This window comes from Daejeonella oryzae DSM 19973, from assembly GCF_000422945.1.
GTDB lineage: Bacteria > Bacteroidota > Bacteroidia > Sphingobacteriales > Sphingobacteriaceae > Daejeonella > Daejeonella oryzae.
The window spans coordinates 350,662-363,220 of sequence record NZ_AUHA01000002.1 but is presented as its reverse complement, the minus strand read 5'-3'; the positions used below and the strand labels follow the sequence as shown (position 1 = coordinate 363,220).

At 37.4% G+C, this 12,559-nt stretch carries 14 protein-coding genes; 11 read left to right on the top strand and 3 right to left on the bottom strand.

Annotated features, from left to right (window positions below; all coding sequences use genetic code 11):
* Positions 1-18: 18 nt before the first annotated feature.
* Positions 19-186, bottom strand: a complete 168-nt coding sequence (locus G521_RS18085) for a hypothetical protein (RefSeq protein WP_155975635.1) — start codon at positions 184-186, stop codon at positions 19-21.
* 125 nt (positions 187-311) lie between these two features.
* On the opposite strand from G521_RS18085, the gene G521_RS0101840 reads away from it, so the two are divergent.
* The 8 genes from G521_RS0101840 to G521_RS16250 are packed head-to-tail and all read left to right on the top strand — an operon-like array spanning position 312 to position 8,749.
* Complete coding sequence (locus tag G521_RS0101840; RefSeq protein WP_026896992.1) at positions 312-1,286, top strand: lysylphosphatidylglycerol synthase transmembrane domain-containing protein; 975 nt, start codon at positions 312-314, stop codon at positions 1,284-1,286.
* Complete coding sequence (locus G521_RS0101835; protein WP_245580818.1) at positions 1,267-2,400, top strand: glycosyltransferase family 2 protein; 1,134 nt, start codon at positions 1,267-1,269, stop codon at positions 2,398-2,400. The genes G521_RS0101840 and G521_RS0101835 overlap by 20 nt, the downstream gene beginning before the upstream one ends.
* A gap of 42 nt (positions 2,401-2,442) precedes the next feature.
* The gene (locus G521_RS0101830; RefSeq protein ID WP_036677992.1) at positions 2,443-3,594 is read left to right on the top strand and encodes an ABC transporter permease; all 1,152 of its coding nucleotides are present in this window, start codon (positions 2,443-2,445) and stop codon (positions 3,592-3,594) included.
* Positions 3,595-3,642: 48 nt separating this feature from the next.
* Positions 3,643-4,887, top strand: coding sequence for a PP2C family protein-serine/threonine phosphatase (locus G521_RS0101825; protein WP_026896989.1), 1,245 nt, complete (start codon positions 3,643-3,645; stop codon positions 4,885-4,887).
* A gap of 46 nt (positions 4,888-4,933) precedes the next feature.
* Positions 4,934-5,533 carry a ribonuclease HII gene (locus tag G521_RS0101820; protein WP_026896988.1) on the top strand — a complete coding sequence of 200 codons (600 nt, stop codon included), beginning with the start codon at positions 4,934-4,936 and terminating at the stop codon, positions 5,531-5,533.
* Positions 5,534-5,589: 56 nt separating this feature from the next.
* Entirely contained in the window at positions 5,590-6,792 is a 1,203-nt protein-coding gene (locus G521_RS0101815) for a glycosyltransferase family 4 protein (RefSeq protein WP_026896987.1), read from the top strand.
* Positions 6,793-6,847: 55 nt separating this feature from the next.
* Positions 6,848-7,924: a glycine cleavage system aminomethyltransferase GcvT gene (gcvT, locus tag G521_RS0101810; protein ID WP_026896986.1), complete on the top strand. Its 1,077-nt coding sequence runs from the start codon at positions 6,848-6,850 to the stop codon at positions 7,922-7,924.
* Positions 7,925-7,984: 60 nt separating this feature from the next.
* A complete protein-coding gene (locus G521_RS16250) occupies positions 7,985-8,749 on the top strand; it encodes a 2-phosphosulfolactate phosphatase (protein WP_051189376.1) in 765 nt (254 codons plus the stop codon).
* Positions 8,750-8,788: 39 nt separating this feature from the next.
* Here G521_RS16250 and G521_RS0101800 read toward each other — a convergent pair whose 3' ends face one another.
* A complete protein-coding gene (locus G521_RS0101800; RefSeq protein WP_026896985.1) occupies positions 8,789-9,115 on the bottom strand; it encodes a nucleotide pyrophosphohydrolase in 327 nt (108 codons plus the stop codon).
* Positions 9,116-9,169: 54 nt separating this feature from the next.
* The gene (gene dtd / locus G521_RS0101795) at positions 9,170-9,622 is read right to left on the bottom strand and encodes a D-aminoacyl-tRNA deacylase (RefSeq protein WP_026896984.1); all 453 of its coding nucleotides are present in this window, start codon (positions 9,620-9,622) and stop codon (positions 9,170-9,172) included.
* Between the two features lie 138 nt (positions 9,623-9,760).
* On the opposite strand from dtd, the gene G521_RS0101790 reads away from it, so the two are divergent.
* The 3 genes from G521_RS0101790 to G521_RS0101780 are packed head-to-tail and all read left to right on the top strand — an operon-like array spanning position 9,761 to position 12,558.
* Positions 9,761-10,513 (top strand): sugar phosphate nucleotidyltransferase, encoded by a 753-nt coding sequence (locus G521_RS0101790; RefSeq protein WP_026896983.1) that lies wholly within the window; start codon positions 9,761-9,763, stop codon positions 10,511-10,513.
* Between the two features lie 11 nt (positions 10,514-10,524).
* The gene (locus G521_RS0101785) at positions 10,525-11,694 is read left to right on the top strand and encodes a glycosyltransferase family 4 protein (protein ID WP_026896982.1); all 1,170 of its coding nucleotides are present in this window, start codon (positions 10,525-10,527) and stop codon (positions 11,692-11,694) included.
* Positions 11,695-11,697: 3 nt separating this feature from the next.
* The gene (locus tag G521_RS0101780) at positions 11,698-12,558 is read left to right on the top strand and encodes a class I SAM-dependent methyltransferase (protein ID WP_155975633.1); all 861 of its coding nucleotides are present in this window, start codon (positions 11,698-11,700) and stop codon (positions 12,556-12,558) included.
* The last annotated feature ends 1 nt before the right edge of the window (position 12,559 follow it).

Below are 12,559 nucleotides of genomic sequence, written 5' to 3'. Positions count from 1 at the left end.
AAAGAGATAACTTCTCCATTATAATGTTTTTGTTTCTGTAGAGTTAAGATGTTTACTATAGTAGGTTGATGCTTCTAATCCCTGTAACATCAAACCTTTATAAGCATCATCGGGAAAATTTAGAGTGTTAGTTGGGTCTATAAATTCTTTAAATGCTGCAATCATTTTATCTAAATTAACTGCCATTAACCTATGATATAAATCACAAAATCAATTTTCCTGCAAATTTTTCTTATTACTTTTTTCCTCCATCATTTAAAATTCCGATTCCCTTTCTGATTTCTTAACATTGCAGCATATTTAGGTGATCCTTGAATCAGAAGCAGAAAAAGTTCTTCAGTATATTTTTTAAAGCCGGTATTTTACTGCTTGCTTTCGGTTTCATTTATTATAAGCTATCCGACAACCAGAATATTACGCGTTTTAAAACTTTAACACTACAACTTGATACTGCAAAAGTCAGTTTAGTGCTGGGCATTGTTTTTTTACTCATGTTCCTCAACTGGTTTCTGGAATCTCTAAAATGGAAATTTTTGGTTCAGCGGATAGAAAAAATCAGTACCTGGAAAGCGGTGGAATCTGTTTTTTGCGGTTTAACCTGGGCTATTTTTACGCCAAACCGCATCGGCGAATATGGCGGCCGTGTATTTTTCCTTTCTCCGCGAAGACGGATTATGGGAGTTATTGCCATGGGAGTGGGTGCTTTCAGTCAGATGGTAATCACCAATATTTTAGGTTCACTGGCTATTTTGTGGTTTATAGGTCGCTTTGTTGAACTGAATATCCTATTGTATTATTCACTTTCATTTCTGGTTGTAATTTTTTGCGGTTCATTTCTTCTCTTTTATTTTAATATCCGCTGGCTGGATGGCTTATTGTCGCGAATTAGTTTTATTAAACCCTATCAGCGATTTTTCGGCATCCTGGCGAGATATAAAAAACGTGAACTGCTGCAGGTTTTTATATATAGCTTTTCCCGCTTTGCGGTATTTACAACGCAGTATTTCCTGATCATACATCTTCTTATTCCTGAGATCCAGCTTTTTGAAATGCTGATGATGATTTTTATTTTATTTTTTGTTCAATCCGCATTACCCTCTTTAGATTTACTGGACGTAGGAGTCCGCAGCATGACGGCCACTTATTTTTTTGCTTTTATTACCTCGCATGAAATTGCTATAATGGCCGCCACCGCATTTATCTGGTTAATAAATCTCATAATTCCTGCTATTTTAGGCTCCGTATTCGTTTTAAAACTCAATTTTTTTGGCACTAACCGTAATTAGTTTTCTGAGCATTCTGCTGACCATCTGCTATGTTAGCGTAGTTCTGTATTTCAGAAGAGGATGGATTAATTTGCCCTGGATCAGCAAGTCAGCTTCTATTCCTAAAACGTATGTAAGTGTATTAATTGCGGCACGCAACGAAGAAGATAAACTTGATAAAACCATCAGAGATATTCTGGCGCAAAATTATCCCGGAAAACTTCTGGAATTAATTATCGTAGATGATCACTCAACAGACCGTACAGCCGAAATTATCAGTTCATACGCTGCAAAAGGCGTTATACTGATTAAGCTGAATGAGCACGAGCCGCTAAATTCATATAAGAAAAAGGCCATCAGCGAGGCAATTGCTATTTCAAAAGGGGAGCTGATTGTTACTACAGATGCTGATTGCCGAATGGGTCCCGAATGGCTGGCCAATATTGTTTCGTATTACGAGGAGAACAATTTTAAGCTGATATCATCGCCGGTTGCTTATTTTGAAGAAAACTCTGCATTTGAGGAAATGCAAACGCTTGAATTTTTATACCTGATTGGATTAGGAGCTTCCACAATTGGCAACAAAATGCCTTCCACTTGCAATGGTGCAAATCTGGCTTACCGCAAAGATGTTTTTTTTGAATTAAAGGGTTTTAAAGGAATTGATGATCTGGCCTCTGGAGATGATGAACTTTTTCTTCATAAAGTTGCTTCCCGGTATCCGGATGGAATAGGGTTTTGTAAATCGCGTGAAGCAACGGTATATACTCATGCAAAACCTACGCTTGCTGAATTTATTCAGCAGAGAAAGCGCTGGGCATCAAAAAGCACCAAGTATAAAAATAAAAGTATAGTTGTTCTGGGAGTTTCTATCTGGTTTTTTAATTTGCTGATTCTGATTAATGCAATATTGGGATTCTTTGATCCCCAGTACTGGGATCTTGCACTTATCAGTTTGGTGTGTAAACTTTTAACAGAATTGGCTTTTTTGATTCCGATGGCCCGGTTTGCAAACCGACGTGAATTATTATGGTATCAACCGCTTTTAACTGTTTTACACATATTTTATTTTGTATACATTGGCATTGCAGGTAATTCAGGTAAATACAACTGGAAAGGCCGCATGGTCAGATAATCTTTAATTGCAGCTTTAAACTGAAACAGGAATATAATTTACATGGATAATACACCTTCTCAACGTACCTGGAAAAGATTTAAACGAAATAAGCCAGCTGTAGGAGGTATCATCGTTATTCTGATTTTGATGATTATGGGAGTGCTTGGGTATTTGATCATGCCTGATCAAACTCCCATGGCTAACAATATGCTGCTACAAATCAGTACCAAGAAACCAGGCTCAACATTTACTATCCTGCGGCTAAGAAATAATCACTCTGTGGAAACAAAAAATTTTGTTGAATTGATGCTCTTTGGTCAGCCATCTTCTTTCAAAGAAATTCCCGTAAGTTCTTACAGGTTTAGTAAAGATTCAATTATTTTGAGAGAATATATTGGAGACGAAGAGGTGGCAGAGGAGAAAGGTTTTGCATACGCTGAACTTTTGCCTGCAGCAAAGTATTCCGAATTAAAATCCACTTCACAGGGGTTAAAAAGCTACGTTCTAAAAAACCTGATCGTAAAAAAAACGTACTGGCTTGGAACCGATATTTACGGCCGTGATCTTTTAAGCAGGCTGATTCTTGGAATTCGCATCTCGCTTTCGGTTGGAGTGATGGCTGTTTTTATTTCCCTGTTTATCGGGATTACGCTCGGAGCGCTGGCCGGCTTTTATGGAGGCCGTACGGATGTGTTTATAAGCTGGCTGATGAATGTGGTTTGGTCACTGCCTGCCTTATTGCTTGTGATTGCAATTTCATTTGCTTTGGGAAAAGGGTTCTGGCAGATATTTATTGCCGTTGGATTATCGATGTGGGTGGAAGTAGCCCGATTGGTAAGAGGGCAGATTATGGCTTTGAAACAAGTTGAATTCGTAGAAGCAGCCCGGGCACTGGGTTTCGGCGACAGCCGAATTATTATGCGGCATATTTTACCCAATATTGCTGGTCCTATTCTGGTAGTGGCTTCTTCAAATTTCGCTTCTGCCATACTGCTGGAAGCGGGTTTAAGTTTTCTGGGTTTTGGCGCTCAGCCTCCAATGCCTACCTGGGGAGGAATGATTAAGGAACATTATGGATATATTATAATAGATGCAGCATATTTAGCTATATTACCCGGAATTGCAATTATGTTTATGGTTTATGCTTTTAACCTGTTAGCATTGGGATTGCAGGATGCTTTTGATGTAAAATCACAGAATACAAATGTGTAATATGCAAGTATTCTTATTAATTTTAACGCTAACATAAAGACGTTTGTATTGGCAAATCTTCAAACTCAAAATGAAACAGATGAAAGAGATTTAATACAGCTGCTGCTGAAAAGGCAGGCTGAATTAAATTCCCTTCTGGAAGTAACGCAGGCTATTAATAAAAATAGCCCTTCGTCTGTGCTTTTTGAAATGTTGCAGGTAATTTTTAGTGTTCACCTGAAAATCGGTAAAATGCGCCTGCTGATTAAAGAGGAGGGCCATTTTTATTGTGCAACGCGATTTGGTGGTCCGGCCGAAAGCCCAAAAGTTTTGCAGGAAATGTGCCATTTGCTGCAAGAGCTAAACGTTATTACTCCATTAAGAAGCTACCCGCACGATCTGGTTAGCAGCTATGAATATTTCGTTCCGGTTTTTCTTAAAGAAGATTCGCAGGCTTTTGTGTTAATCGGGAATTTAAACGCAAACTCTGAACTGATCAGCAATGATTTGAGTTTTATTCAAACGATGATCAATGTGATTATCGTAGCTCTGGAAAATAAAAAACTGTTTAAAGAACGCGTTGAACGGGAACTGCTTCACCGCGATATTGAACTTGCCAGCGAAGTGCAAAATATGCTGGTTCCGCAAAAACTGCCAAAATCCGGAACTATAGAAGTAGGATCAACCTATCTTCCAAATCAAAACATTGGTGGAGATTATTTCGATTTTATTCCTTTAAGTCCCACAGAATATATGTGGTGTATTGCCGATGTTTCGGGAAAAGGTGTTTCTGCTGCTTTGCTTATGGCAAATTTGCAGGCAAGTCTTCGTGCCTGGGCTTCGGTAGAACGCGATCTGTCAAAAATTGTGGAGCGTTTAAATAAAATAGTTGTTTCAAATACAAATGGCGAGCGCTTTATAACGCTGTTTATTGGCAGATATAATGAGCAGGACCGGCAGCTGGAATATGTAAATGCGGGCCATAACCCACCAATTATGCTTTCCGGAGATTCGGTTAAATTTCTGCGTGAAGGAACTACCATGATCGGCGCCTTTGATGAGCTACCGTTTATCAGGATGGGGAAAGAATGTTTAACACCGGGAACGCTTATATTTAATTATACCGACGGTTTGGTTGAAAGTGCCGAGGAAGACGTCTACATTTCTGATGAAGAACTGGTATCCCATCTGTTAAAATTTAAGGGACTGCCGGTTGACGATCTCAATAAAAAGATCCTTCAAAATATCAAGTCGCTGCATAAAGCGAGTATGAATTCAGATGATATTACATTATTATCCATCCGTATTCTTTAAGTTCCATTAAATTTGCCTTTCTTATCAGGATTTAAAGACAGCACCAATGCTTTTATCATTTTATCAAAACGAATTTATTGAAGCAGGATGTGATGAAGCCGGTCGTGGTTGTTTGGCCGGACCAGTATTTGCCGCGGCAGTTATTTTACCTTCTGATTTTAGTCATCCCATTTTAACCGATTCTAAGCAACTAACTGAAAAAGAGCGCTATTCGCTGCGTGATTTTATTGAACGTGAAGCATTGGCCTTTGCAGTTGCTCAGGTAGATCATGAAGAAATAGATAGAATAAACATTTTGAATGCTTCGTTTTTAGCGATGCACAAAGCGCTTGAACAGTTAAAATTAATTCCGCGGTTCTTAATTATTGATGGCAACCGCTTTAAATCTTTCCAGGATATTCCGCATGAATGTATCGTTCAGGGCGATGGTAAATATTATTCCATTGCAGCTGCCTCTATTCTTGCAAAAACCTACCGGGATGATTATATGTGTAAAATTTCGGAAGAACATCCTGAGTATGACTGGTACAGAAATAAGGGGTATGCAACACTAAAACATCGCGAAGCAGTAATAAACTACGGCATGTCTCCATACCATCGTAAAACTTTTCGGGTTACCAATCCGCAGCTGGAACTGTTTATTTAAGATTTTGATATTCGTATAAAGCTTGCTAAATTAAACAGTGATTAAATTGTTTAAAAATGAAGATATTGTACATAAGCAACCGGGTTCCGTATCCGGCAAATGGAGGATATCCGATTGTGCTTCGCAATACTTTAAAAGGCATTCTTAATCTGGGCGCAGAGGTCAGCATCTTTAGTCTCAATCCCGCAAAGCATTTTGTTGAAATTGCCCGGATTAATGATCCAGTTCTAAATCAGATTTCAATAACTACCAGCTACCTGAATACCCATGTAAGTGCAATGAATGCATTTAAAAGCCTGTTATTTAATAAATCTTATATAGTTTCACGTTATTATAATACCAATGCAGCCATTCAGTTAAGGAATATCCTAAGCGAAACTAATTTTGATATTATTCAGTTAGAAGGATTGTTTGTAGTGCCTTATCTTCCTGTGATCAGGCAATTTAGCAGGGCAAAAGTAATTTACCGGGCTCATAATGTAGAGTACCAGATTTGGGACCGCTTTGCAGATTCAGAAAAATGGCCTCTCAGAAAATTTTATCTTCACTCGCTTGCCGGCACATTAAGAAAATTTGAACTCAGTCAGTTAAATAATTTTGATGCAGTGGCAACCATTTGCGAGGCCGACCTTCGTGAATTAAAGTACAGAGGCTGTACCGTTCCTATGCAAAATCTTTCTGTGCAGATAGATCCGGATGAATACAATCCGGATTTGTCACTTACTGAACCTTTATCCGTTTTTCATATTGGCTCTTTAAAATGGTTGCCGAATAAAGAAGGCCTGGAATGGTTTTTAGAGAATGTTTGGGCCGATCTCAAAGAGCTTAATGTCGGTTTGAAATTTTATATCGCCGGAAAAAATATTCCTGAAGAATTCAGAAACCACGAAGCAGACGATGTGAAAATTCATTCGAGTGTTGAAAATGCCAAAGAGTTTATGAACTCTAAAGCTATGATGATTGTGCCACTGCTTTCGGGCAGCGGAATGAGGGTGAAAATTATCGAGGCTATGGCCATGAAAAAATGTGTGATCTCCACCTCGCTCGGCGCAGAAGGAATCAGATATGAGCATGGCAGAAATATCCTCATAGCAGATACTGCCGATGACTTTTACCGATACATTTTGCAATGCAGTACAGATCACTCTTTTGTTGAAATGATTGGCGAAAATGCCCGCCATTTGGTAGAAACAGATTACTGCATGGAAACCGGCAGTGCCGCAATTATGGACTTCTATCATAAAATAGAAGAGGCCTGAAGCATCTCCGCTTTTTTATTTACTTTTGGCGCAAATAAAAATTGGATTCCCTAACATGAAGAATGTAGCTTTAAATGATCTCCACATAGCTTTAGGCGCTAAAATGGTTCCCTTTGCGGGATTTAATATGCCTGTGCAGTACGCCGGTATAAATGCAGAACACGAAACTGTTCGAAAAGCAGTGGGCGTATTTGATGTGAGTCATATGGGCGAGTTTATTTTAAAAGGAGAGGGCGCATTAGATTTAATTCAGAAAGTTACCTCTAACGATGCTTCTAAATTGTATGATGGGAAAATTCAATATTCATGCCTGCCAAATGAGAATGGTGGAATTGTAGATGATTTACTGGTTTATCGTATAGATGAGAAAACCTATATGCTGGTTGTAAATGCATCCAATATACAAAAAGACTGGGATTGGATTTCAAAGTATAACAACTTTGGAGTGGAGATGAAAGATATATCTGACCGTACTTCTTTGTTAGCCGTGCAGGGGCCAAAAGCTGCTGAAGCACTGCAAAGTCTGACAGATTTGGACCTGGCTTCAATGGAATATTACACTTTCAAGAAAGGAACTTTTGCAGGAATTCCAAATGTGCTGATCTCTGCCACAGGTTACACCGGTGCCGGCGGTTTTGAATTGTATTTTGATAATGAGCATGCTTCTGAGATATGGAATAAAATATTTGAAGCAGGTAAAGATTTCGGAATTAAACCAATTGGTTTGGCTGCCCGGGATACCTTGCGTTTAGAAATGGGGTTTTGCCTGTACGGAAATGATATTGATGATACAACTTCACCTCTTGAAGCAGGTTTAGGCTGGATCACCAAGTTCAGCAAAGATTTTGTCAATTCTGAAAATTTAGCCGCCCAGAAACAAAACGGAGTAGAACGTAAACTGATTGGTTTTGAAATGGTTGACCGGGGAATTCCGCGTCATGATTATGAAATTGTTGATGCAGATGGAAATGTTATCGGAAAGGTAAGTTCCGGAACGCAGTCTCCGTCGTTACAAAAAGCAATTGGTATGGGATATGTAAAAACTGAATTTGCTAAAGAAGGTTCTGAGATTTTTATCCGCATCCGCGATAATAAAATTAAAGCAAAAGTTGTCAAATTCCCCTTTAAATAAAACTCTTGTCATCCGTAAATACATCCGCAGAAGTGTATCCTGATGATAAAATCGAAATATATGCAAAACCGTAAACTGGAAGTCTGTTTGACTCCCGCTCTTCTTCATCTGTATGATATCCGCGAAAGCGTAGTTGTAGTGATTGATATTTTCAGGGCAACATCTTCTATTTGCTATGGCATTGAAAATGGAGCGGAAGCGATTATTCCGGTAGCAACTATTGAGAGTTGCGAATCATACCGCGGGTCTGAATTTTTACTCGCTGCCGAACGTAATGGCGAGGTAGTAAACGGGTTTGATTTTGGGAATTCTCCGTTTTCATATACCGTAGAAAAAGTGGCCGGTAAAACCATTGTATTAACTACTACAAACGGTACGCATGCAATTAACGAATCTCGGGAGGCCCGTAAAATCGTTATTGGGTCATTTCTGAATTTAACCTCTTTATGCAACTGGCTTAAAAAACAGGATTCGGATGTGTTTTTACTTTGCGCCGGCTGGAAAAATAAATTTAATCTGGAAGATACCCTGTTTGCAGGCGCTGTTGTAAACCAGCTAAAGGGCGAAGGGTATAAGCTTGATGATTCTGGTATTGCTGCGGATGATTTGTATATACTTGGAAAAAATGATCTCAATGGCTTTCTTAAAAAAACCTCGCACAGCGAAAGATTAAAGAAACTGAAAATTGAAAAAGATATTGAGTTTTGTCTTAACGTTGATATCACTGCCAGCATTCCGGTTTTAGAAGGCGACCGGCTGGTGAAAATGGATCAGGATTTAATTATTCATACCGAAAGAGCAGGGGTTATTAAAATAGAGGAATAAGGTTTATTGTTTAATAGCCCGCTCCTCATATTCATGCGTCTACCGGAGCTTTTCATTATTCTTATGCCTATCGCTATCGCGGATGCTTTTCTTTTCCAGGTTTTTATGCAGGCTTTCAGTCAGATCAACACCTGTTTGATTGGCCAGGCAGATCAGCACAAATAGTACATCAGCCAGTTCGTCGCCCAGATCAGCATTTTCATCAGATTTTTTATAAGATTGCTCGCCGTATTTACGGGATATAATCCGGGCCACCTCTCCAACTTCTTCCATCAGGATAGCCGTATTGGTTAATTCATTAAAATATCTTACGCCGGTTGTTTTGATCCAGCTATCTACCGTTTGCTGTGCTTCCTGTATGGTCATAATAGTTTATTTGTTACCGGTTAATTAGGAAAACCAGGCTGATTCCCGGATGAATTATTCCCTGTTCTTTGTGTCAATAATTATCGTAACAGGTCCGTCGTTCAAAAGACTTACCTTCATATCTGCGCTAAAAATTCCTTTCTGAGTCTTCTTTCCTGTGAGCATTTCTAATTTCGCAGACATCAGCTCATACAGCGGAATTGCTTTCTCCGGTTTTGCGGCCCGTGTAAAACCGGGTCGGTTTCCTTTTTTTGTTTGTGCAAAAAGAGTAAACTGTGAGATCAGTAAAATTTCTCCATTCACATCTTCCAGAGAATGATTCATCTGGTCATTTTCATCGCTAAAAATACGCATCCCGGCAATTTTTGCAGAAAGCCAGCTCACATCATCTTCAGTATCATCTTCAGAAATTCCCAGTAAAACCAAAAAGCCGGTGTTTATCTGGCCGGTGATTATTTCATTCACTTTTACAGATGCATTGCTTACCCGCTGGATGACTGCTCTCATTTTACTTTGATTCTTTTGATTAACTGGCATATAACTTTATTAAATATTGGAGTTGATCTCATGACAAAAGTTTAAAAAAATAAATATATTTAAACTTATAGAATTAAACTATTTATAAATTTATATTACTGGTTTAAAATGAATCATGTTTTAATTATGGCTGGGGGGCAATCCAGCAGAATGCGGGCTTCAACGAATAGTAATACCCATAAAGCTTTAATTAAAGTTTTTGATATTCCACTTATAGAATTAAATATTTTGTATGCTTATCTTTTTAAATTTAAAACCCTGTGGATATCGGTTTCTGTAAATGAGCCTGATCTAATTAATTATATAAAAGAATTGCAGGTTGTTTATGAATGCAAACTTAAAATAAAATTAGAATTATTAACTGAAAACGTTCCTTTAGGAACTATAGGGGCCGTCCAGTGGGTTGATTGCAATAAAGAACCTTTATTAATTTTAAATGTAGATAATCTTTTAAATCTAAATTTAAAAAACTTAGTAGATGCCCATATTAAATCTGGGGCGGATATGACAATTGCAGCACATGAAGAGTCTTTCAGAATTCCATTTGGAGAATTGATTACACATGATACCACGATTATTGATTATCTTGAAAAACCTTTAAAAAAGATATTTGTGTCAAGTGGAACTTATGTTCTAAGTAATTCTGCTATAGAAATAGTTCGCGAACATTACAGGGATAGGAGGATAGATGTTCCTCTTTTGTGTAAAACTTTGATTAAATCCCATTTCAAAGTTAATACCTTTCCACATAAGGCAATATGGACAGATATTAATGATAACCTCAGCTTATTGAAAACCAACCAGATGGAAAAATGGTCATTACTGAAAACAATTATTAAGCTTAGAGGACAACTTAACTAATTGATGGTATAATGCAGAAAAAAAAAACAAATATTCTTTCTCTTCACTCTTCGAGTGGTTTTGGTGGTGATGAAACTAGACTGTTGAATATCTGCGATGGTTTAGATAAAACATTATTTAATATCCGAGTTTGCACATTGTACCAATCTAATCCCGCAATGAATCATTTCAAAAGGGCTCAGATTCAGGTTAGTTATGTCAGGGTGATTAAATTTAAGCAGGGCAAAATTTGGAAACCATTGCATAAGTTCCTGTCTTTGGCTAATGCAATCATCTACTTTGTGTCCATTCTTAAAATAATAAATCAACACAAAATAGATGTTTTGGATTGTCGGCTGCCACGTGGAGGTATTTTTGGGGCGTTGGTAAAGAAATTGATAAATATTCCAATAGTTACAACCTTATATCATAAGCAGAATAACAATAGCTTATATTCCAAAACAGCAAGACACTTTTTGAAATTTAGCGATACAATAATTTGTGATTCTCGGTTTAGGACGGTTGAGCTCCAGGCATGGATTGGTTCAGATAATCCAAAATTTTTAGTAATACCTAGTCCCATAAAACTTCAATTTTCTTATGACGAGGAAATAGAAAAACTAAAAGTAAGTAAAACTAAAGCGAAAAAGTTAATCATTGGTCAGATTGCAAAAATTGTCCATTCTAAAGGTCAGGATCTCCTGATCGATGCCTTCCATCAATTAGCAAATAAATATTCTTATATCGAGTTATGGATAATAGGGTATCCTCGGGACACTCAATTCTTAAAGAGATTAACAGAATTAGTCCAAGAATATAACTTAAAATCTAGGGTACAGTTTTTAAGTTACCCAGGATATATCGGGAATATTTTTAACGTTATTGATATTCAGGTACATGCAAGTAGGTATGATTCTCTCCCAAATAGTATACTTGAGGGAATGTCAATCGGAAAGCCATTGATTGCTTCAACAGTTGGAGGTATTCCCGAAATGGTCATAGACAATAAAACAGGCCTATTGTTTGATATTAATTCTCCAGATAGGCTAATTTATCACTTAGAAAAATTGATTAAGAACGAACACTTTAGATTTAAGCTTGGTGAGGCTGCAAAAAACAGGTTTGATGATTGTTTTTCACCTGATTCAATGAATAAAAAATTGGAAATCGAATTTCTTGAGCTTGCAACAAAAAAAAAATAAAAAGTGGAAAATAAATGTTTTTTGTGTCATCAGCATTCCAGTAAATCAGTCTATCAAGAAAAAGGATATAACTCGCTAGTATGTCCAGAGTGCGGATTATTATTCTGCAATCCATTACCTGATATTGAAACTATCAACTGGGAAATGGATTCTCATTCTGATCCATTTTATAAACTATCTTCCTATTACAAAGCTCGGTGGTTAAATAAAAAAATTGGTAAGAATATGATTTTGTTAGAGGTTGGTTCAGGCAACGGGCATCAACTTCATGCATTTGCCCAGTTCGGATACGAAGTTTTTGGACTTGAGCCCAATTACTTACGATTGGGTTACATGAAAAATATTTATAAAATTATGGGGTATCAAGGATTTATAGAAACTTTTGATTTTAATAGTAAAAAGTTTGACGTGATTTTTCATGTCGATCTCTTAGCGCATTTTCCAGACCCCTTCCTTTCTATTGAACAAATGAAAAAGGCCTTAAAACAAAACGGTTATATTAGTTTTGAAGTTGGAGTTGTTGGAGGAATTTCGAGTTATTGGTACAGATTGTTTCCTTTAGGATTACCACAGCATAGGTGGTTGTATTCTGAGAAGTCTCTTGCAAAATTGTTGCAAAAAGCACAACTTCAGGTTATTCATAAAACAACTCATTCTCTAGTTCCATATCTACTTATTGGCAAGGTTGTGAATTTCGCACTCTTAAGCGTTATGATGAGATTGGTGAGCCCCTTAATTGGCAAACATGCTTCTATTTTTTTTAAAATAAATAGTGCCATATCAAATTTTCTGAGATATAAGTTGGGACGATATTTCCCCAAAGTTGGCCCTTTAACTATCTTATATATAACAAAGCCGATTTAAT

Coding starts and splice junctions, on each gene's coding strand:
- G521_RS18085 (WP_155975635.1), bottom strand. CDS start 186: ATGGCAGTTAATTTAGATAAAATGATTGCAGCATTTAAAGAATTTATA.
- G521_RS0101820 (WP_026896988.1), top strand. CDS start 4,934: ATGCTTTTATCATTTTATCAAAACGAATTTATTGAAGCAGGATGTGAT.
- dtd (WP_026896984.1), bottom strand. CDS start 9,622: ATGAGAGCAGTCATCCAGCGGGTAAGCAATGCATCTGTAAAAGTGAAT.
- gcvT (WP_026896986.1), top strand. CDS start 6,848: ATGAAGAATGTAGCTTTAAATGATCTCCACATAGCTTTAGGCGCTAAA.
- G521_RS0101830 (WP_036677992.1), top strand. CDS start 2,443: ATGGATAATACACCTTCTCAACGTACCTGGAAAAGATTTAAACGAAAT.
- G521_RS0101790 (WP_026896983.1), top strand. CDS start 9,761: ATGAATCATGTTTTAATTATGGCTGGGGGGCAATCCAGCAGAATGCGG.
- G521_RS0101800 (WP_026896985.1), bottom strand. CDS start 9,115: ATGACCATACAGGAAGCACAGCAAACGGTAGATAGCTGGATCAAAACA.
- G521_RS16250 (WP_051189376.1), top strand. CDS start 7,985: ATGCAAAACCGTAAACTGGAAGTCTGTTTGACTCCCGCTCTTCTTCAT.
- G521_RS0101785 (WP_026896982.1), top strand. CDS start 10,525: ATGCAGAAAAAAAAAACAAATATTCTTTCTCTTCACTCTTCGAGTGGT.
- G521_RS0101815 (WP_026896987.1), top strand. CDS start 5,590: ATGAAGATATTGTACATAAGCAACCGGGTTCCGTATCCGGCAAATGGA.